The following is a 21,547-nucleotide window of genomic DNA, read 5'->3' as shown; positions in this document are numbered from 1 at the left end:
TGGATGAACCAAATCGATCATATCGCCATTGCTGTCTTTTCTATTAAAAAAACAAGTCAAACGCTTCACCACCTGTTTAACTGGCAATTTTCAGACATAAAAGAAATTCCTGAGCAGGAGATCAAGGCGTCCTTCGCTCCACTAGGTGACCTGCACATTGAATTGATTGAACCGATGTCAGATCACAGCAAACTACATACCTTCTTAACGAAAAGAGGAGAGGGGGTTCATCATATTGCATTAAAATCAGGTGATATTCAGGTTGACCTTAGTCAACTTGACCAGCTAGGCGTACAGCTCATTCAAAAAACTGCACAACTGGGGGCTAATGGAAAGCGCATCGCGTTTATTTCACCAAAAGAAACATCGGGTGTTTTATTTGAATTGTGTGAGGCCTTGAAAGGAGAGAAATATGGCGATGAATGAATCGTTCAATGACTTGTCTAAATGGAGAAAGAAGGCTTTAATGGGCGGTGGTGAAAAACGAGTAATCGTTCACCGGAACAAAGGAAAGCTATCTGTTCGTGAACGGCTTCATGAACTTCTTGACCAAGAAAGTTTTATGGAAATCCAGCCGTTTGCAAAAGGTCACCGGTCAGAGCATGTAGGTGACGGTGTGGTCATTGGTACGGGACTTATTCATGAAAGACCCGTATGTGTCTATGCACAAGATGCGACGGTATATGGGGGCTCGTTAGGCGAAATGCATGCCAAAAAAATCGCTTCTTTAATGGATTTGGCGGCTCAAAATCAAATGCCTATCATCGGTCTAAAAGACTCAGGTGGTGCGAGAATTCAAGAGGGTGTGGTATCATTAGAAGGATACGGTCAGATTTTTAAACGTAATGTGCTGTACTCTGGTCAAATCCCGCAAATATCCGTTATTTTAGGTTCTTGTGCTGGAGGTGCAGTTTATTCTCCTGCATTGACTGATTTTGTATTGATGACGGAGCAAACAGCCCATATGTTTTTAACTGGTCCGAAAGTCATAGAAAAAGCAACAGGAGAAACGGTCTGTCCTGACCGGCTTGGCGGTGCAAGTGTTCAGCATCAGACAAGCGGGAATGTGCACTATACTGGGAAAGATGAAAAGGACGTGTTACAAGCGGTTCGAACTCTTTTAACGTACATACCAACGAAACAACAGACGGCTATTCATGCGACGAAGGCATCAAAGCATGATGCCATTGATCCAGGCACGATATTGCCAAAGGATCCATCACGCACCTATGATGTCAAACAAGTGGTAAAAGCGATAACTGATCACGGCTCATTCTTTGAAACCCAGCCTTGTTTCTCGAAAAATATCGTCACAGGTTTTGGCAGATTAAAAGGGTCTTCGGTTGGTTTTGTCGCCAACCAGCCAAAGGTGCTGGCAGGCAGCCTTGATCTTGACGCTGCTGATAAAGCAGCCAGGTTTATTCGGTTTTGCGATGCGTTTCATATCCCCATTTTAACCCTTGTAGACGTCCCCGGATTTTTACCAGGGGAGAAAGCCGAGCATGCGGGGATTATCCGTCATGGTGCGAAGCTGCTATATGCGTACGCTGAGGCGACTGTCCCAAAAATTACTGTGATTTTAAGAAAGGCGTTTGGCGGGGCATATGTTGCTATGAATAGCAAGGGATTAGGCGCTGACTTTGTTTATGCATGGCCAGATTCAGAAATTGATGTCATGGGAAAAACGTTCGCAGATGAAATTGTTCATCCTGCATCACGAGAGTTTGACATGGAACCCAATGTCGTGAAAGCGGCTCAGTTAGGGCTGATAGACGATATTTTAACGCCTTCTGAAACGAGGGAGCGGTTGATTCGCTCATTTGACCTGCTTCGCAGTAAAAAAGAAGATAGACCGTTAAAAAAGCATGGCAACATGCCGCTATAAGAGGAGGAGCACCATCATGATCAATGAGAAACGCTTATTAGACGAATTTTTAGAACTCGTTCAAGTCGATTCCGAAACAAAACATGAAGAAAAAATTGTTGAGGTTTTAAAAGAGAAATTCAATCAGCTTGGACTTAAGGTGGTCGAAGACGATTCAAAAGCAAAAACTGGTCACGGTGCAGGTAACCTGATCTGCACACTTGAAGGAAAACAAGAGGCTGATACGATCTATTTCACTTCTCATATGGATACAGTTGTTCCAGGTAACGGGGTCAAGCCAATCGTTGAAGACGGATATGTCAAGACGGATGGAACAACAATTCTTGGAGCTGACGATAAAACAGGACTTGCCGCTATGTTTGAAGCGATTAGGGTGCTGAAAGAGAAAAATTTACCACATGGAACCATTGAATTTGTTATTACGACAGGTGAGGAATCAGGACTTGTTGGAGCAAAAGCGTTAGATCCAAAGCTGATGACAGCGAAATATGGCTATGCCCTCGATTCAGATGGCAAGGTCGGTACAATTATTGTAGCTGCGCCAACACAGGCAAAAGTACGTGCAACCATTTACGGGAAAACAGCTCACGCAGGTGTTGCACCTGAAAAAGGTGTGTCTGCAATTACCATTGCATCAAAAGCGATTGCCAGCATGCCGCTCGGCCGCATTGACGAAGAAACAACGGCGAATATCGGCCGTTTTGAAGGCGGAACACAAACGAATATTGTTTGCGATCAAGTCGATATTCTTGCAGAGGCACGCTCTTTAGAACCTGTAAAAATGGAAGCACAAGTAGCAAAGATGAAAGAAGCCTTTGAAAAAACCGCTAAAGAAATGGGCGGAAGTGCCGATGTACAAATTGACATCATGTATCCAGGCTTCAAATTCTCTCACGGCGATCAAGTCGTTGAAGTGGCGAAAAAAGCGGCTGAGAAAATCAGCCGGCTTTCAGAACTACAGACAAGCGGGGGAGGCAGTGATGCAAACGTCATTGCTGGGAACGGCGTCCCAACCGTCAACCTAGCTGTTGGATATGAAGATATTCATACGAAAAACGAGAAAATGCCGATTGAAGAATTAGTCAAGACAGCTGAAATGGTTCTCGCCATTATTGAAGAAACGACAAATCCATCGTAAAGGCAGGAGACTCTGTGAACACGCAAAAGATCATTATTTTCCGAGTGGGACAAGAGGATTTTGGCATCAGTGTAGAGCATATTCGTTCGATTGAGAAGGTCCCTTATTTACAAGAAGTATCGAACCTTCCAAAAGAAATTAAAGGACTCATGTCATTAAGAGGAGAGGTCATTCCAGTCAGTGACACAGGCGTCATGCTTCACGGAAAGCCGCTTGATGTAACCGAACAGTCCAAGGTTTTACTATTTGAATTAAACGATCAAATGATTGGGTGCCTTGTCTCAGATGCAAAAGATATCATTGATATCCAGCTAAGCGAGATCAAGCCATTTCATATGAACACAAAAGCATCTGAATATTTCTTCGGCGTCGTTGAGAGAGAAAACAAGATGATTTTGCAAGTGGACCCAAGTAAGTTTCTTGGAAAAATTGAGGATCTCGATCAATTATCAGAGCGAATGAAAGAGGAATTGGCATAAAGAAAAGCCCCTTATCCGTTGATAAGGGGTTTCAGTAGAACCGTTGATGGGCTATATTTACATACTGCTTTAGCAGTTTTGAATGAATATAAATACATACATTCCGTTTTAAAATGGCTAAATAAACTTTCTATGCAAGCATTATCCCAAAAGTTTCCTTTTCTCGACATACTGGCTTTCATTTGATATTTTTTGAGTAGATAGTGGTAGAGGCGGGATGTGTACTGGAAACTCTGGTCGCTATGCAGGAGTACTCCTTTACATTTCGTTTTTTTTTTTTGCTTTTTTAAGAGTGTCTACTACAAGTTTCAGGTTATTCCTTCGACAAATCTGGTAAGCAACGATTATACAAGTCTTTCATCACAGACAGGTACAGTTTTTGGCCGTTGATCATTAAATAGGTAAGATTGCCTTAATAGATTTTCGGATGATGGCCCAGATCCTCAATTCATTCATCAGGCGTTGAATACGATTGTGGTAGTCCATACTTTTTTGTCAACCATAATACCTCATAAGTTTTCCGTGTTTCCCCATAAAAAATCCCCTCCATTATAGACAGATTAGTATGCTTTCTTTTTTTGTCTACTATGAGGGTATCATATCATTGATAAGGGGCTAATTTTTATTTAGCAGCTGGGTTTACTTGGTCGTTTGCCGCAGCTTTCGTTTTTGACTTTTGGTACATCACATTTAAAATAATGGTTTGAATGGTGAGTAAAAGTCCGCTTGTCATCCAGTATAAAGGAAGAGCAGCGGGTGCATTCATTGAAAGAAATAGCATCATGATTGGAAAAATCATGCCCATGATTTTAGCTTGTTTTAGTGCAGCCTCTGTTTGGATACCTGATTGCTTTGCATATCTTTGTGTGACATAAAATTGCAAGAAATACATAGCACCTGCAAGGATCGCCACCAAAAGATCGGTTTGTCCTAAGTTAAACCATAAAAACGAATGCGTGGCAATCTCCGGTGTTGAACGAATAGCCGAGTAAAAGCCAAGAACAATTGGAATTTGAATCAGCATAGGCAGACAGCCCATCGCCAGCGGATTCACATTGTTCTCTTTGTATACTTTCATCATGTCCATTTGCAGTTCTTTTTGTTTTTCAGGTTCTTTCGTTTTCTTTAATTTGCTTTGTATTTGGTCAATCTGTGGTTTGATCAGTGCCATTTTCTCCTGCATGACTCTTTGTTTCTTAAATTGGTTGGCAAAAAGCGGGAAAATGAGCAGGCGGACAATCAAGGTCACGAACATAATGGATAAACCATAATCATCATGAAAGAAGTTCGCAAGCCAAATGATCAACTCAGAAAAAGGCTGGACAAAATAATGATGGAAAAACCCATCAGAGCTCGTATTCGTTTGCGCACTTGCAGCATAGGCAGGTGACGTCATCATCATCAAACATAAAGTCGTACAAACAGTTAATAAACGTTTCAATTCATTTCCTCCTCAATAATAGAAATCTAATTAGAGAGAGGGAGCGAATGGTCTTCATCATCATTTGATGATCTTTTCATTCGAATGACTTTACTAATCCAAGTTGTAATGCGATCATATATGATAAACAGAAAATCTGTTCGATTCAAGCAAGATGCGTCCAACTCTTCCAAACGATGTCCGCCAAGGTGCTCGTTCATCCGGCAGTCTTTTAATAAGAATGCAATGCCGATGGCCGTCAGCGCTGGAAGAATAATCGTAAAGAATTCAACAAGGAAAAAGACTTCATTGAATGTATCGATGATCATGATTATCACATCCATTTCATTACTCACAGTGTACTATATACCATATGAATTGTCTATTCGAACAAACCGAAGATGAGATAGATGAAGGAGGCAAGTAAATGGCTGATTCTCAAAGGAAGGGACGAATCATTTTTCATATTGATATGAATAGTTTTTATGCATCGGTAGAAATGGCGTATGATCCTTCTTTGAGAGGGAAGCCTTTAGCCATTAGCGGAAATGCGAAAGAGCGTAAAGGGATTGTTGTGACTTGCAGCTACGAGGCAAGAGCATTAGGAATAAAGCCGCCGATGCCATTGTGGGAAGCAAAACGGCTTTGTCGGGGACTAATTGTCCTTACACCAAACTTTGACCGGTACCGTAGCTCCTCACAAGAAATGTTTACGATACTAAGAGAATATAGTGATTTAGTGGAACCAGTATCGGTTGATGAAGGTTATATTGATTTAACAAATACACCATATGCCGAGCATGCGGTGAAAACCGCACATGACCTTCAGATGAGGCTTGTAGAAGAACTCATGCTTCCTTCAAGTATCGGTATTGCACCGAATAAATTTTTAGCGAAAATGGCCTCTAATTGGAAAAAGCCAATGGGTATCACCATTTTGCGTAAACGAGATGTCCCGCATATGCTCTGGCCTCTTCCAGCAGGTGACATGCACGACGTTGGACAAAAAACGGCAGATAAGTTGAAAACAATCGGAATCCATACGATTGAAGATTTAGCAAAAGCGAATGCGTATGCGTTAAAAGAATTGTTAGGCATCAATGGACCGAGATTAAAGCAAAAGGCGAACGGAGACCATAACGGCATCGTTGATCCAGAAAGGATATACGAATTTAAATCCGTCGGCAATTCTTCAACCCTGCCTCATGATTCAGATGATACAGATGAACTCATCAATTTAATCGATAAGCTGTCACAATCGGTAAGTGCAAGATTAAGGAGAAAAGAAATGATGGCGAACCGGCTGCTTATCATGATTCGGTATGCAAGTTGGAAAAATATCACACGTAGCGTTATGCTCACGAATCCAACCGATCGGAAGGAAGATCTTTTTGAAGCGGCAAAGCAGTTATTCCTTAAGCACTGGAATGACCAACCGGTGAGGCTCTTAGGTATGACGGGGACAGATCTTGTTGAACGAAAATCAGCCGTCAAACAGCTTGATTTATTTTCTTATACAGAAGATGCAAAAGAAGAGCCGCTCCAATCCATTTTAAATGGTCTTAAAGAAAAGTATGGAAAATCATTGGTTCAAAGAGGGATAACCATTAAGGAAAAAGAGAGCAGAACAAGCGGTACAAGTTTTAATAAAGACTTTTTTCAGGACGAAAGAGGAAATGACTAGCCTGAAAACTTGATAAAAGAGGTGATATTGTGGTAATTTCAAAGGGTACATCATTTCAGCAGTAATCAACATAGTGTGTTAGAAGGGACGTCAGAATTATGTCAAAACAACAAATCGGTGTGGTTGGACTAGCCGTTATGGGGAAAAACCTTGCCCTTAATATTGAAAGCCGCGGTTTCTCCGTGTCCGTTTATAACAGATCTAGCAGCAAAACAGAAGAGTTTCTTCAAGAATCAAAAGGCAAAAACGTTGTTGGAACATTCAGCATTGAAGAATTTGTTCAGTCGCTTGAAACCCCGCGTAAAATTCTTTTAATGGTGAAAGCTGGTGCAGCAACAGATGCAACCATTCAATCATTACTTCCTCACTTAGAAAAAGGTGACATTTTAATTGATGGTGGAAATACATATTACAAGGATACACAAAGACGTAATCAAGAGCTTGCAGAAAGTGGAATTCATTTCATTGGTACAGGAGTTTCCGGGGGTGAAGAAGGTGCATTGAAAGGCCCATCTATTATGCCTGGCGGTCAAAAAGAAGCCCATGAGCTTGTGAAACCAATTTTAGAAGCGATCTCTGCGAAAGTAGACGGCGAGCCTTGTACAACGTACATCGGTCCAGATGGAGCAGGGCATTATGTCAAAATGGTCCATAACGGTATCGAGTATGGAGATATGCAGCTCATCTCTGAATCATACTTTATCTTGAAGCATGTCGCTGGATTATCAGCACAAGAGCTTCATGAAGTATTCTCAGAATGGAATAAAGGCGAGCTTGACAGCTACCTCATCGAAATTACAGCCGATATTTTCACAAAAGTGGATGAAGAAACGAACCAGCCGCTTGTGGATGTCATCTTAGATAAAGCTGGACAAAAAGGAACTGGAAAATGGACAAGCCAAAGCTCACTTGATCTAGGTGTACCACTTCCAATTATCACGGAGTCTGTTTTTGCACGCTTTATTTCTGCGATGAAAGATGAGCGTGTTGAAGCAAGCAAATTGATCCAAGGACCTGAGCCGACTCAATCATCTGAAAATAAACAAACGCTTATCGAAGCTGTCAGAAAAGCACTATTCATGAGTAAAATTTGCTCCTACGCACAAGGTTTTGCGCAAATGAAAGCAGCATCTGATCAAAATAACTGGGATCTAAAATACGGTGAAATTGCCATGATCTTCCGCGGTGGGTGTATCATTCGTGCAGCCTTCTTACAACAAATTAAAGAAGCATATGACCGTAACCCTGAACTGAAAAATCTATTGCTTGATCCTTACTTCAAGGATATCGTGGAAAGCTATCAATCATCACTTCGTAAAGTCATTTCACTTGCAGTAGAACAAGGAGTTCCTGTTCCTTCATTCTCAAGTGCACTTGCTTACTTTGATAGCTATCGTACATCGGTCCTTCCAGCGAACTTAATTCAAGCACAACGTGACTATTTCGGTGCACATACGTACGAACGCACAGATAAAGAGGGCGTATTCCATACTGAATGGATGAAATAAGGATAGAAACACGGAAAACCTTAACCTTACCTTTGGTAAGGTTAGCTTGTAGAGAAACTTATGTTTTTCTCCAAGCTTTTTTGTTTTAAATGGTTTTGATGTGTTTTCATCTTTATGAAAGAAACAGAAAAAGGCTATAACACCCCTAGCCTAGCTTCGCGGCCGTTTGAATACTCCTTTAGCATTCATTGCTATGATAAGTTTGACTTTTCAACTGTTGAAATGACGAAAACAGGGCTTTAAAAAAGAGCAGAACCCCCTCGGGAGACTGCTCTTTTTTAGTATCGATTTTATATATTCCACCAATGATACCCGTCTTTTTCTAGAAGTTGATCTGCTTCTTTCGGTCCCATAGAACCAGCAGGATAATTTGGTTTTAACGATATAGTTTCTGCCCATTTCTCAGAAATCGGATCAACAAAGTTCCAAGAAAGTGCCACTTCATCCCAGTGAGCAAAGTTTGTTGCATCACCTAACAAGCAGTCATGAATCAGCTTTTCATATGCTTCTGGTGTATTCATGATATCGTTATAGTTTGTTTGGTAGTCGAGTTTAATCGGTTTGGCATATGTTCTACCATCAAGCTTGCGAGCGTTCAGGTGAAGGGTAATGCCTTCATCCGGCTGAATGTGAATAACGAGTAAGTTTGGGTGCATGTAATTCCCGTTTCCATAGTATAGGTTCATTGGAATGTCTTTAAATTGAACCACGATTTGAGTGGATTTCTTTTCTAAACGTTTCCCTGTACGAATGTAAAATGGCACGCCAGCCCATCTAAAGTTATCGATGAGTAGTTTTCCTGCAACAAATGTTTCCGTATTTGAGTTCGGGTCCACATTTTGCTCTTCAAGATAGGAAGGAACCATATTGCCATCAATCGTACCAGCATCATACTGCCCGCGGACAAAGAATTGATCCACCTCATCTTTAGAGAAAGGACGAAGAGCGCGCAATGCTTTCCGTTTTTCGCTTCGGATTTCCTCTGTATTGAGTTTAATTGGTGGCTCCATTGCTAAAAGTGCGACAATCTGAAGCATATGGTTTTGGACCATATCTCTTAGTGCACCAGAACTTTCATAATATCTAGCCCGGTCTTCAACACCTAAAGATTCACTAGATGTAATTTGAATGTTTGAAATATAGCGGTTTGTCCAAAGTGGTTCGAAGATGGCATTTGCAAAACGGATGACTTCAATGTTTTGAACCATCTGTTTACCGAGATAGTGGTCAATACGATAAATTTGATCTTCTGTAAAAGCATCACGAATCTCTTCATTTAACGTTTTGGCACTAGGCAGGTCATGTCCAAATGGCTTTTCGATGACAAGTCGTGACCAGCCGGTAGTTTCTGATACGTTTTCACTCTTTAAGAACTTCGCAATCGTTCCGAAGAATTCCGGTGCCATAGCTAAATAGAACATACGGTTATTTGGGATACTGTATGTATCTTCAAGGCCGGAAAGCAGAGTGTTGAGTGCCTGGTAGGATGCAGGGCTTGATACGTCAAAATCATGGTAATAGAAATGAGAAATGAATTCCTCTGTTTTCGCCTCTGCATCCTCAAAAGAGACAGATTCTTTTACCACAGCTCTGAGGTCCTCGTGAGACCACGGGCGACGTCCAACACCTACAACGGCGAATTGATCTCCAAGCTTTCCGCTATGATAAAGTCTATGTATAGAAGGGTAGAGCTTGCGTTTTGCAAGGTCTCCTGTTGCGCCAAAAATGATAATTACTGCTTTTGGATAGTTAGTTTCTGTATTCACGAAAAGTACCTCACTTTATTCGTAGCATTGTAGTAAAAACCGAGAATGTATGTACATTTTATTTATTTTATAGGTTCATTGTTCGTAAAGCAAACATTTGATTCGACTTTTTCTGCTTAGGTTTGACTTTTTTAAAAAATTCCGCTGAATTCACATTTACCCTGTCTTCATGTATTCTATATGAATGAAGATATTGTAAACCGGCTGTAGGAGGAAAAAGTAATGGAACTGCTCTTTTTAGGAACAGGTGCAGGTATTCCTGCAAAAACAAGAAACGTCACTTGCACAGCACTTAAGCTTTTAGAAGAGAGAAAAGCAGTGTGGCTTTTTGATTGCGGAGAAGCGACGCAGCATCAAATATTACATACAACGATTAAACCAAGAAAGATTGAAAAAATCTTTATCACGCATATGCATGGTGATCATGTATATGGTCTTCCGGGACTACTTGGTAGCAGGTCTTTTCAAGGCGGAGAGGATGAATTGACGATATATGGTCCAAGCGGAATCAAAGCCTTTGTCAATGCGGCACTTTCAGCTACACAAACGAATTTAACATATCCACTGCATATCATAGAGATTAATGAAGGCATCGTGTTTGAGGATAATACGTTTCAAGTAGAAGCAAGACGGGTATCTCACGGAGTTCCAGCTTACGGTTATCGGGTTGTGGAAAAAGATGTACCCGGTGCACTAAAAGCCGAAGACCTAAAAGAAATCGGTGTAAAACCTGGCCCTTTGTATCAGAAGTTAAAAAACGGGGAAACCGTTATACTTGATGATGGAAGAAGGATTGATGGAACCGATTATTTGGAACCCCCTAAAAAAGGGAGAATTGTTGCCTTTTCAGGAGATACTCGTTTGTGCGAGAATATAACAAAGCTTGCCAAGAATGCGGATGTGTTAGTCCATGAAGCAACATTCGGTAAAGATGATGCAGAACTAGCCTACAATTATTACCACAGCACGACAGAACAAGCAGCGAAAACAGCGCAGGAAGCAGGCGTAAAAAAGTTAATTTTGACCCATATTAGTGCGCGTTATCAAGGAGAAGAGGCACTAAAACAATTACTGAAAGAAGCCCGCGATATTTTTCCGTTGACAGAAGCTGCACATGATTTCTCTTCTTTTACCATTGATCGAAGATCCCTGTAAAAATTGGATGAATCAGTTGTGTGATTTTTTTGATATTTATGATGACGCTCTTTTTCAGGTAGTGGTAAAATGGTGAAGAAAAAACAAATGACGAATGACACTATGAATGATACGGGAGGAACAATCAAAGATGAGCGGTTTTACAGCGTTAAGCGAAGCAGAATTGAATGATCGATATTCAACACTACAAAATGAGTATGAAACGTACAAAAGTAAAAACTTACACTTAGACATGTCTAGAGGGAAGCCTTCGCCAAAACAGCTCGATTTGTCGATGGGCATGCTCGATGTTGTGACATCAAAGGATGTGATGACAGCTGGGGATGGCACTGATGTACGAAACTATGGTGGCCTTACAGGCCTACCTGAAACGAAGCAATTTTTTGCAGATGTTTTGCATTTGAAGCCGGAGCAAATGATCATTGGTGGTAATTCCAGCCTGAATATGATGCATGATACGATTGCCCGTGCCATGACTCATGGCGTATATGGCAGCAAAACACCTTGGGGAGAGCTGCCAAAGGTAAAATTCCTTGCACCAAGCCCAGGGTATGACCGTCATTTTGCCATTTGTGAGCTATTTAACATAGAAATGATTACGGTAGATATGAAGGCTGATGGACCTGACATGGATCAGGTGGAAAAATTGGTCGCAGAAGATGAAGCCATTAAAGGCATTTGGTGTGTACCAAAATATAGTAATCCAGACGGAATTACGTATTCAGATGAAGTTGTTGATCGCCTTGCTTCAATGAAAACAAAAGCAGACGATTTCCGTATCTTTTGGGATGATGCTTATGCAGTTCACCATTTAACAGATACACCTGATACGTTAAAAGATATTTTTCAAGCAGTAGAGGAAGCAGGACATCCAAACCGTGTGTTTATGTTTGCATCCACTTCTAAAATTACATTCCCAGGCTCAGGTGTTGCACTCATGGCATCTAGTCAAGACAATGTGGGCTTTACTCAAAAGCAATTATCAGTACAAACGATTGGTCCAGATAAAATCAATCAATTAAGACACCTTCGTTTCTTTCAGAATCCCGAAGGCTTGAAGGAACATATGAAAAAGCATGCAGCCATCATTAAGCCGAAGTTTGACCTCGTTCTTTCTATCCTTGATGAAAAGCTTGAGGGAAAAGGCATCGCTGAATGGCACAAGCCAAATGGAGGGTATTTTATTAGTTTAAATACACTCGATCATTGCGCAAAAGCTGTTGTGCAAAAAGCAAAAGGAGCAGGTGTTAGACTGACAGGTGCAGGGGCGACATATCCATATGGAAAAGACCCGCTTGATCGTAACATCCGTATTGCCCCAACGTTCCCGACACTTGAAGAACTAGAGCAAGCGATTGACATCTTTACAATATGTGTTCAGCTTGTCAGCATTGAAAAGCTGCTAGCTGAAAAAAGTCAATCTGCCCCAATCCAATGGCATAAATAAAAGAAACTTCTTGACTGATGATCGGTCAAGGAGTTTTTGTTTATTAATTGGCTGTTTGATAATAGGAGACGGGTTGCTTTGCTGCACACCATACATCATAAATTGCAAGCTGAACAATATGCGGTTCATCGTGATGGATATAGTGTGAGCTGTTCTGCGCTTGAATCCATCCGCTTTGTGATGATAAAGACAGCATTCGTTTATGAAGTCTAAGCCAGGCCTCGTGGGCTGGATGAAACAATCGGCTTTTACCTGATGAAATGACAAGGAGCGGCATCATACCATAATGTGTTTGCTTCTTTTTAATCGTACTCAGCATTTTCTGAAAGTCCTCATGTGTACATTCTACTGTAAATTGCTCCATATATGAAGTGCGTTCTTCCTTTGATAAAAGCGGCAGGATGACCTGCTCTTGCTCCTCACTTGCCGGATCTAACAGCACCATGCCGATGACATCTTCTCTTCTGCGACTTGCCCATAATCGGCTGACAAGAGAGCCGAATGAGTGGGCGACAATGAGATAGGGCGGCTGAATATTGGCTTGTTTTAGTAGTGCATCTAAATCATCTGCTAGGTCATGCAAGGTTCTTCCTGCATGGCTTTCGCTGCTGTTTCCATTTCCTAAACGATCGTATAAGAAAACGCCAAGCTCTGGGTCAATGTCTGGCGCCATAGACGCCCACGTGTCGCCAGAGTTTCCGTATCCTGCTTCAAAGATAATCGTAGCTTGCTTTTTACCTTGACGATGCTTTGTATAAAACTGATGTCCATCTATATGATACGTTCTTTCAATCATTGCAGAGTTCATTCTTCCATCTCCCCTAAGTGGTTCTTTAGCTAAAAGACGGCACGAAAGGCAGAGATGTTTCTCTTAAAAACAAAAAAGATGCCAATTTCAAAAAATAGACACCTTTTTCTTATGAGATTTTACCATGTGCGATCGTATTGACGTGGACCTTCAATGGATGTATGAAGCTCTTTGGCGGCTCTACAGGAGGCTTTTACTGTTCGTCAAACGTGCGAGTATGTCATCTTCTAGTTCAACCTTACGTCCTGCATGAGCTAGCTGGAAGGCTGTTTTTGTTCCGTACGCTTGGATTTGTTTGAGGCAAATCCTTTATTGAATTGTATAGCGATTAGCCATTCAAAATTTCATCATAAAAGGTGCTCAAAGAATATAGCTTTTATATACGTTTTTGTATAATGGAAGGAAAGAGACAACAAAGGGGGAAAAGGGATGAAATGGCAAACGGAAAGTGAACTAAAAGAGCTGCTCACAGTTCTTATACAGTATGAAAGCATATCTGGTACAACGGGGGAAGTAGCTTTAGCAGAATATTTATATTATTTGCTAAGGGAACGGTCTTATTTTGAGCAGAATCCTGATCATTTGGCTTTGCATCGAATGAAGGATGGCCGATATTATTTAACGGCTCTTGTGAAGCGAAGTACGCTGTCTCGTACAGTCTTGCTTCTCAGTCACTTTGATGTAGTCGATACAGAGGATTACGGAGAATTTCAACATATGGCGTGTAAGCCTGAAGAGTTGATGGCATCATTTTCTCAAAAAAGTGCTCTTCTTCCAAAGAGAGCAAGGGAGGACTTGGCCTCAGGAGACTGGTTGTTTGGAAGAGGGGCTATGGATATGAAAGCAGGTCTTACCGTGCAGCTCTCTATGCTGGAAAGAGCGATGACGGAGAAGTTTGAAGGAAATGTACTGCTCGTCACAGTCCCAGATGAAGAAGTGAATTCACAGGGAATGCTAGAGGCTGTCCCGACACTAAAGGAGCTCAAGGAGCAGCATGGACTTGACTATACCGCGTGTTTAAACAGTGAACCGATGTTTGAAAAACATCCTGGGGATGAGCACCAATATATTTATACCGGCAGTATAGGGAAGGTGCTTACTGGTTTTTTTTGTAAAGGGATTGAAACGCATGTAGGAGAGCCATTTTCAGGATTAAATGCGAATTTTATGGTATCTGAATTAAACAGGTTGTTAGAGCTCAATAGTGACTATTGCGAAGAAGTAGATGGTGAAGTGACGCCGCCTCCGACCAATTTGATGCAAAAGGACTTAAAAGGAGCTTATTCCGTTCAAACACCTCACACGGCTATTTCTTTATTTAATGTACTCATGATGAAACGCTCAAGTGAAGAGCTGCACGGGCTTCTCTACGAAACAGCGAAACAAGCAGCAGTTCAAATCGAGGCTAATATCAGAGAGAAAACAGCTGAATTTCAGCACTTTAAACATTTTAAACCGATTGACATGAGTATCACGGTTCTCACGTATCACGAGCTGTATCAAAAAGCCACTGAACGGTCAGGCGAGCAGGAAGTCGAGCGAATTGTCAATTATGCATTCGCCAACAGAGGTGAGCTTGGAGATCGTGACTTTTCAACAAAAATCGTATCAGAGCTAACGACTCTTTGTAAGGAAGATGGCCCACTGATTGTTCTGTTCTATAGTCCACCAATTTATCCTTCTGTGTCCTCAACAGATGATCCTCATATCAAGACGACCCTTAAGAAGATTCAGAGGAAGGCAAAGGAGGTTTATGGACTTGAAGTTGAAGAAGTGAAATATTTTCCCGGGCTGTCTGATTTAAGCTATATACAGCTTGAAAAACAGGATATAGGCGATTACAAGACCAACATGCCGCTTTATCAAAAAGGCTATTCATTACCGCAGGGAGAAAAGGAGGCGCTTTACGTTCCAGTCATCAACGTTGGTCCATCAGGAAAGGACCCGCACAAATGGACAGAACGGCTGCATGTCCCGTTCTCTTTTGGCATTTTTCCATCATTACTAGAATCAACGATTCATGCTTTATTAGAGAAAAGGTAAGCATATGTATCTGGAAAAATAACAAAAACAGAAATCGTCACATCACTTTGGGAGAGTTCGTGAGCTTGATGAACTCATACAGATATGTGATGAGCCACATTTGATCAATCTATCGTTGAAGGCAAATGGTCGATCAAACAAACCGACGAACAGTTGAAAGCATTACTTTACATGGAAATCATCACCTCGCTCAAATGAAAGCCATCAAGTCAATGATTGAATATACATGAGGAGATAATGGGATTTAAATCCAAACACTAGAAGTATGTGAAAAAAGCACCTGTTATCAAAACAGGTGCTTTTCTATATCATTTATAAATGCTTGCTGAAAATATGTCGTTTAATTCTGCTGCACGTTTTGTCGCTGTTTTCACACAATCGACAATCGCTTCTTCAAATTGATAGGAAGCAAGTGTGTTCAGTCCCGCTTCTGTCGTTCCGCCTTCGCTTGTGATTTCTTTGCGAAGTTCAGCAGGTTCTTTTCCGCTATCCTGAAGCATATTAGCAGCGCCTGCAATCATCTGACAAATGAGCAATTTCGCTGTTGCTTGGTCCATGCCAAGTTCAGAAGCGCCTCGCTCCATTCCCTCGATCAAATGATAAATGAAGGCAGGACCGCTTCCCGCAATGGCTGTGACAGCATTCAGATGTGATTCATTGAGTACCGTCACATGGCCGATCGTTTCAAACAGCTCGACGGCCTTTTCCTTTTGCTTCTCTGTGACTTCATCACTAACGGCAATGCCGGTTGCTGATTGCTGAATCGCTGCTGAGGTATTCGGCATAGCACGAACCACCGCAGTTTTTTCGCCAGCATAGTGTTGAATGGTTTCAATGGAAATACCCGCTAAAATAGAAATGATCAGCTGTCCATTTAAGTGAGGTCGTACGTCAGAAATCCCGCTTTCGGCATCTTTCGGCTTTATAGCAAATACCAGAATATCTGCTTCTTCATAAATAAAGGATCGGGAAAAATCCGTTTTGACCCCATAGCGCATCTTTAATTCGTCTAATCGTTTTTCGTTTGTTTTATTTGTTACAATGATATCTTTATTTGACATGATGCCGTTTTTTACTAAACCTTTAATCATAGACTCGGCCATAGAGCCTGCACCGATAAATCCAATTTTACTCATAAGCTGCTCCTCCTTGTAGAAAATAAAAAAACCTCTCGTCTGCAAAGGACGAAAGGTTTTTCGCGGTACCACCCTCAATTAGCATGCAAACATGCATACTCAGCTCTAGTCCCTTAACGCGGGAAACGTTTAGGTTTGCCTAACAGCTCAAAGGGCAGGTTCAGCAAATAAGAGGATGATGAAGTCTTACAGCCGGCGGACCTCACTCTCTTGCATCATTATTTTGCTTACTAATCCTTGTCATCGCGCATCTTTTATTTGTTGTTCATTATGCAACGATGGACAAGTTTGTGTCAATAGGGTTGGATAAAAAATTGACCATCCAAACCGCATGACAGTCTGCCCTTTGCAAGATACAATGAATAAAGAAGGTTGAGTTAGGATAATCCATGAGTCAAAAAGCAGGAGATGACGTATAAAAGTGAAAGAAAAAATCATTCAATTATCCATCCCTACACCTTTTGCTGTTGGGGATGTCCATGCATATGTATTAAAAGGAGAGGCCGTGACCTTAGTTGATTGCGGGCCGATGACACAAGAGGCGCAGCATGCCTTTGTCACGCAATTAAAGGAACATCATTTATCGATAGACGATATTGATCAAGTGGTATTAACCCATCATCATGCAGATCATGTCGGTCTTTTAAATATGATGAAACCTCATGTCCGTGTGATCGGACATCAGTTGAATGATCCCTATATTAGTCAGGATTCAGCGTTTAAGCAGCGCCAAATAGACTTTATGGATCGTTTTTTTCAGCAATTAGGTGTGCCGCTTCGTCAAGGTGAGTGTGAAAGAATTGTGAAGCAGTCCTATACATATTCTTGTACTGCACATGTTGATGACGTCATAAAAGAAGGCGATCGTTTGAAGGGGCATGAACACTATTTTGTGATGGAAACCCCTGGACATGCACAGTCTCATCTATCTTTTTTAGATGAAACAACGGGGAAATTCATTGGTGGTGATCTGCTGCTCACAACCATTTCTTCAAATCCGTTAATGGAAGCACCTGATGAAGGAAAGGAGCGTCAAAAATCGCTGCTTCAATATAAAGCATCACTTCATCGGTTATTGCGTTTGCCAATCAAGACCATCTATCCTGGACACGGTCAGCTGATTACGTCTCATCATGAATTAATCGAAGAAAGATTTAAGAAACAAGAGAAACGGGCAAATACCATGTATCAACTGCTCAAACAAAAAGAAATGACTGCTTTTCATCTTTGCCGCATACTGTTTCCAGTGCTATATGAAGAAGCATTATTTTTAACCATGTCTGAGACAGTCGGACAACTGGATGTTCTCTTAGCGGAGGAACAAATTGAAGAAGTACTAAAAGACGGAACCCTCTATTACCGAGCAAACTAAGGAGTGAAACGAATGGGGCGATTAACAGGAAAGAGAATATGGATTACAGGCGCGTCTGGGGGCATTGGTGAAAAAATGGCGTACTTGGCAGCAGCACAAGGAGCTGAAATCATTATTTCAGCAAGACGAATGGACAAGCTTACGGGTGTGAAAGAAAAGATCATGAGTGCTGGTGGGGTGTGTCACATCGTGGAGCTTGATGTGAGCCAGTTTGAGGACATTGATCGAGCATATCAAGAAGTGGGAGCTGTCGATATTTTGGTCAACAATGCCGGCTTCGGTGTATTCGATCTCGTAGAAGATGCGTCCATTGAGAAAATGGTGTCAATGTTTGAGGTCAATGTGTTTGGCTTAATCGCCTGCACGAAAAAGGTCATTCCAGAGATGAAACAAAGGGGGCAGGGGCACATTATCAATATTGCATCTCAGGCAGGAAAAATTGCCACCCCTAAATCAGCGATATACTCCGCATCAAAGCATGCCGTCCTCGGATTTTCAAACAGTCTTAGAATGGAGCTGGAAGATTGCGGAATTCATGTTACGACAGTGAATCCGGGACCGATTGCTACGGATTTCTTTACCATTGCAGATCGCAGTGGTGATTATGTGAAAAATATTGATTTTATGATGCTTAGTGCAGACAAGGTAGCAGGGAAGGTCGTCTCAGCCATGATGACGAAAAAAAGAGAAATGAATTTACCTGGCTGGATGAACGTTGGCAGTAAATTGTATCAATTATTCCCATTCCTATTTGAAAAAGCAGCACGCAAAGCGATGATGAAAAAGTAACAAAAAAAGAAATCCGTCATCGACTGGTTTCTTTTTTTGGATGGGGCTTAATATTGTATCTGATACTGTCACTTCATGATAGATTAGATACTGATGGAATGTTTAAATCCTTCACAAACAGATCAATCACCCTATGTCGAACCCCTGTAAAAGAGTTCATAAAGTAGAGGTGGATGGATATCTGTAATAGGAATTTTAATGGTGTCAATTTGTTGAATGTACAATATATTCACATTTTTTTATGTTCGTCTAGCAGCCTGCTGAAGTGGATCCCATACACTATTAAAAGGCGGTGCATAGCTAATATCTAAATCCTCAAGGTCTGTGATGGTAAGTTCTTGGTAAAGGGCAGCTGCCATGACATCGATTCGTTTATCTACACCGTTTTTGCCGATGATTTGAGCACCAAGTAAGGTGCGCTCATCGCTTCTGTAAATCAGTTTTACTTTCATTTTCTGCGCATCTGGGTAATACCCAGCGTGATCAGTACTATCAATAGTAATAGAGGAGAAGGGGAGGTTCGCTTCTTTTGCTTCCTTCTCTGATAAGCCCGTTCGTCCCGCTGTCATGTCCATAAATTTCATCACCGCTGTTCCGGTACGCCTTGAAATGCCCGGTTCGTCCCCGTCATATGGAAGCCTGCGATTCTTCCTTGTTTATTCGCGGTCGTTCCAAGTGGAATGTAATCCAGTTCTTTTTTTATGCGGTGATAGGTCGCTGCGCAATCCCCTGCAGCATAGATGCCTTTTATATTGGTTTGCATGTATTCATTCACCGCAATTGCCCCATTTTGTAGGCGCTTGATTCCTGTCTTGTCGAGAAAGGAGGTTTGCGGAGTGACGCCGATGGCGATGATGACCATATTCGTTTCAATGGTCTGTTTGTCTGTTTGAATAGATGTTACATGTGCCCTGCCCTCTAAATGTTGCACCGTTTCTCCAAGCACCACGTGAATGCCTTTATCATCCGCTTCTTCTTTAAGATATCTTGCCATATCTGGGTCAAAGCCTGGACCAAGTGTTGCCCCTCGCTGAATGATATGTACTTCTTTTCCTAGCGATTTTAAATTTTCTGCCATTTCTAAGCCGATATATCCACCGCCGATGATGGTGATATGTGTGACGTCTTTTTTTAAATTGTCTAAAATGGACAACGCATGTGGAATTGTTTTTAATACGTGTACACCTTCTAATGGATGACCATCTAAATCCAGTGTGATAGGGCTTGCTCCTGTCGCAATTAACAGGCGGTCATACGTTTCTGTAAATGGTTGTTTTGTTTTTGTGTGAATACCCGATACCGTTTTTTGCTCGGTATCAATAGAGGTCACTTCATGTAAGCATCTAGCGTCAATCCCATATTTGCGGCGAAAGGTTTCAGCGCTACGTGCGATGAGCTTTCTGTGATGATTAATCAGACCGCCGATCAAGTAGGGGAGTCCGCACTGTCCATATGAGAAAATCTCTCCTTTTTCAAAAGCGATAATGTGTGCGTCTTGATCCTCTCTATATATTTGCATAGCGCAGCTCATTCCTGCTGCATCTCCGCCAATCATCACATATTTCATTTGTGTGCTCCCTTCTATCTATCAAACTGAATATTCTTATTTACCCCTCATTTCCTTTTTTTAATGCTTTTTTCACAAAAGCAATAAACTTTAGTTGAAAAATAAAGACAGCGCCTTCATTTTAAGCTACAATCGGATTATCGCCTTTTTGGTTACGAGTTTAGTGAAGATTGGTGGGAAAGACTTTGGGTGACGAACGACTGGATTTTAATACGTTATATACACGCCATACGAGAGAGGCCTGGGCAGCTCTCGGAGAATACATGCCTGTATCTGTTTCAGAAGAGGAAGCCAGAGCGCTTCAAGGATTAAATGATTATTTATCACTTGAAGAAGTTCAAGATATTTACATACCACTTATTCGTTTTCTGACATTACATGTTTTTGCAGAAAAACAAAAAAATCAACATGTGAATGCTTTTTTAAACTATCCACATCATGCCAAAATCCCCTTTTTAATTGGGATCGCTGGAAGTGTTGCCGTCGGGAAAAGCACGACTGCTCGTATTATTGAAACTCTTTTATCAAGGCTTGGAGATGGCATAAAGGTGAGTCTTGTGACGACTGATGGCTTTTTGTATCCTCAAAAAGAGTTAAAGGATCGAGGGCTGATGGAAAAGAAAGGCTTCCCGGAAAGCTATGATGTCAAAGCACTTCTTTCTTTTTTAAATGAATTGAAGTCAGGTAAACAAACTGTCCACGCACCGGTGTATTCACATCTTACCTACGACCGACTTGAAGGAGTTTATGAAACAGTGGAGGATGTCGATATTGTCATCATCGAAGGAATCAATGTGCTGCAATCACCAGCACTGGGTGATATGAAGGATGAACCGAGTGTGTTTGTATCAGACTTCTTTAATTTTTCGATTTATGTAGATGCCGCTGAAACGCAAATTCAATCTTGGTATAAAGAACGTTTCCGTTTGCTGCGGGAAACAGCCTTCCAAGACCCTGAATCCTTCTTTCACCAATACAAAGATTTGACCGATGAAGAAGCGGATCAGATGGCAAGTACGATTTGGAATACAGTGAATCGGCCTAACTTATATGAAAATATTTTACCGACAAAATATAGAGCGGATCTGATTTTAAAAAAAGGCGATCAGCATAAGGTGGAAGAGATCGCCATCCGCCGGGTATAAAGAAAAACTGCTCACTTCATGGGACTGACCCCCGTTTTTGAGACAGGGATCAAAACACCTTTATACAGCCAATTGCGTATAGTTTATCGGTGATTGGTTGTTTAGTTTTGTTTGAATACGAATGTTGTTATAATAATAAATGTATTCTTTGACAGTGCGTTCTACGATGTTGGTCGTAGTTCGATCAATCCTGTTAAGATAGAAC

Annotated in this window: 18 protein-coding genes, 1 pseudogene and 1 other annotated feature; of the genes and pseudogenes, 12 read left to right on the top strand and 7 right to left on the bottom strand. The window is 41.4% G+C overall.

Features of this window, described 5'->3' with window-relative positions; genetic code table 11:
* Positions 1 to 3 precede the first annotated feature (3 nt).
* From mce to WAX46_RS12050, 4 genes are read left to right on the top strand one after another with little or no spacing between them, the layout of a single operon-like run.
* Positions 4 to 426, top strand: coding sequence for a methylmalonyl-CoA epimerase (mce, locus tag WAX46_RS12065; protein ID WP_226569428.1), 423 nt, complete (start codon positions 4 to 6; stop codon positions 424 to 426).
* The gene (locus WAX46_RS12060) at positions 413 to 1,885 is read left to right on the top strand and encodes an acyl-CoA carboxylase subunit beta (protein ID WP_226569426.1); all 1,473 of its coding nucleotides are present in this window, start codon (positions 413 to 415) and stop codon (positions 1,883 to 1,885) included. The genes mce and WAX46_RS12060 overlap by 14 nt, the downstream gene beginning before the upstream one ends.
* A gap of 16 nt (positions 1,886 to 1,901) precedes the next feature.
* The gene (locus WAX46_RS12055; RefSeq protein ID WP_226569424.1) at positions 1,902 to 3,023 is read left to right on the top strand and encodes a M20/M25/M40 family metallo-hydrolase; all 1,122 of its coding nucleotides are present in this window, start codon (positions 1,902 to 1,904) and stop codon (positions 3,021 to 3,023) included.
* A 14-nt stretch (positions 3,024 to 3,037) separates the two neighbouring features.
* A complete protein-coding gene (locus WAX46_RS12050; protein ID WP_226569422.1) occupies positions 3,038 to 3,502 on the top strand; it encodes a chemotaxis protein CheW in 465 nt (154 codons plus the stop codon).
* Positions 3,503 to 4,124: 622 nt separating this feature from the next.
* Here WAX46_RS12050 and WAX46_RS12045 read toward each other — a convergent pair.
* A complete protein-coding gene (locus WAX46_RS12045; protein WP_226569420.1) occupies positions 4,125 to 4,943 on the bottom strand; it encodes a membrane protein insertase YidC in 819 nt (272 codons plus the stop codon).
* Between the two features lie 26 nt (positions 4,944 to 4,969).
* The gene (locus WAX46_RS12040; RefSeq protein ID WP_099726714.1) at positions 4,970 to 5,251 is read right to left on the bottom strand and encodes a hypothetical protein; all 282 of its coding nucleotides are present in this window, start codon (positions 5,249 to 5,251) and stop codon (positions 4,970 to 4,972) included.
* 98 nt (positions 5,252 to 5,349) lie between these two features.
* Here WAX46_RS12040 and WAX46_RS12035 point away from each other — a divergent pair, with 98 nt between their 5' ends.
* Positions 5,350 to 6,606: a DNA polymerase IV gene (locus WAX46_RS12035; RefSeq protein WP_336494099.1), complete on the top strand. Its 1,257-nt coding sequence runs from the start codon at positions 5,350 to 5,352 to the stop codon at positions 6,604 to 6,606.
* A 98-nt stretch (positions 6,607 to 6,704) separates the two neighbouring features.
* Entirely contained in the window at positions 6,705 to 8,114 is a 1,410-nt protein-coding gene (gndA, locus tag WAX46_RS12030; RefSeq protein ID WP_336494097.1) for an NADP-dependent phosphogluconate dehydrogenase, read from the top strand.
* Between the two features lie 290 nt (positions 8,115 to 8,404).
* On the opposite strand, the gene zwf is transcribed toward gndA, so the two are convergent.
* Complete coding sequence (zwf, locus tag WAX46_RS12025) at positions 8,405 to 9,880, bottom strand: glucose-6-phosphate dehydrogenase (protein ID WP_226569414.1); 1,476 nt, start codon at positions 9,878 to 9,880, stop codon at positions 8,405 to 8,407.
* A 222-nt stretch (positions 9,881 to 10,102) separates the two neighbouring features.
* On the opposite strand from zwf, the gene rnz reads away from it, so the two are divergent.
* Both rnz and WAX46_RS12015 read left to right on the top strand, forming a co-directional pair.
* On the top strand, positions 10,103 to 11,035 hold the full coding sequence (gene rnz / locus WAX46_RS12020; RefSeq protein ID WP_226569412.1) for a ribonuclease Z: 933 nt from the start codon (positions 10,103 to 10,105) through the stop codon (positions 11,033 to 11,035).
* Positions 11,036 to 11,165: 130 nt separating this feature from the next.
* Entirely contained in the window at positions 11,166 to 12,482 is a 1,317-nt protein-coding gene (locus WAX46_RS12015) for an aminotransferase class I/II-fold pyridoxal phosphate-dependent enzyme (protein WP_226569410.1), read from the top strand.
* Between the two features lie 43 nt (positions 12,483 to 12,525).
* Here the strand turns inward: WAX46_RS12015 and WAX46_RS12010 are convergent, their stop codons facing one another.
* Positions 12,526 to 13,290, bottom strand: coding sequence for an alpha/beta fold hydrolase (locus WAX46_RS12010; RefSeq protein WP_226569408.1), 765 nt, complete (start codon positions 13,288 to 13,290; stop codon positions 12,526 to 12,528).
* A 429-nt stretch (positions 13,291 to 13,719) separates the two neighbouring features.
* Here WAX46_RS12010 and WAX46_RS12005 point away from each other — a divergent pair, with 429 nt between their 5' ends.
* Positions 13,720 to 15,333: a M20/M25/M40 family metallo-hydrolase gene (locus WAX46_RS12005; protein WP_336494095.1), complete on the top strand. Its 1,614-nt coding sequence runs from the start codon at positions 13,720 to 13,722 to the stop codon at positions 15,331 to 15,333.
* Between the two features lie 308 nt (positions 15,334 to 15,641).
* Here WAX46_RS12005 and proC read toward each other — a convergent pair whose 3' ends face one another.
* Positions 15,642 to 16,469 carry a pyrroline-5-carboxylate reductase gene (gene proC / locus WAX46_RS12000; protein WP_226570234.1) on the bottom strand — a complete coding sequence of 276 codons (828 nt, stop codon included), beginning with the start codon at positions 16,467 to 16,469 and terminating at the stop codon, positions 15,642 to 15,644.
* Positions 16,470 to 16,510: 41 nt separating this feature from the next.
* Positions 16,511 to 16,722, bottom strand: a binding site (T-box leader).
* 168 nt (positions 16,723 to 16,890) lie between these two features.
* Between proC and WAX46_RS11995 the strand changes: the two genes are divergently transcribed.
* Entirely contained in the window at positions 16,891 to 17,841 is a 951-nt protein-coding gene (locus tag WAX46_RS11995; protein ID WP_336494094.1) for an MBL fold metallo-hydrolase, read from the top strand.
* 12 nt (positions 17,842 to 17,853) lie between these two features.
* The gene (locus tag WAX46_RS11990) at positions 17,854 to 18,630 is read left to right on the top strand and encodes an SDR family NAD(P)-dependent oxidoreductase (RefSeq protein ID WP_336494093.1); all 777 of its coding nucleotides are present in this window, start codon (positions 17,854 to 17,856) and stop codon (positions 18,628 to 18,630) included.
* Positions 18,631 to 18,869: 239 nt separating this feature from the next.
* Here the strand turns inward: WAX46_RS11990 and WAX46_RS11985 are convergent.
* A pseudogene (locus tag WAX46_RS11985) lies at positions 18,870 to 20,197 on the bottom strand (CoA-disulfide reductase).
* 185 nt (positions 20,198 to 20,382) lie between these two features.
* Between WAX46_RS11985 and coaA the strand changes: the two are divergent.
* Positions 20,383 to 21,342: a type I pantothenate kinase gene (gene coaA / locus WAX46_RS11980; protein ID WP_226570253.1), complete on the top strand. Its 960-nt coding sequence runs from the start codon at positions 20,383 to 20,385 to the stop codon at positions 21,340 to 21,342.
* A gap of 60 nt (positions 21,343 to 21,402) precedes the next feature.
* Here the strand turns inward: coaA and WAX46_RS15905 are convergent, their stop codons facing one another.
* Positions 21,403 to 21,483: an IS3 family transposase gene (locus WAX46_RS15905; RefSeq protein WP_442895671.1), complete on the bottom strand. Its 81-nt coding sequence runs from the start codon at positions 21,481 to 21,483 to the stop codon at positions 21,403 to 21,405.
* Positions 21,484 to 21,547 lie beyond the last annotated feature (64 nt).

The organism is Bacillus sp. FJAT-53060, from assembly GCF_037104745.1.
Lineage (GTDB): Bacteria > Bacillota > Bacilli > Bacillales > Bacillaceae > Bacillus > Bacillus stratosphericus_B.
This window is presented reverse-complemented; position numbering and strand designations above follow the sequence as displayed.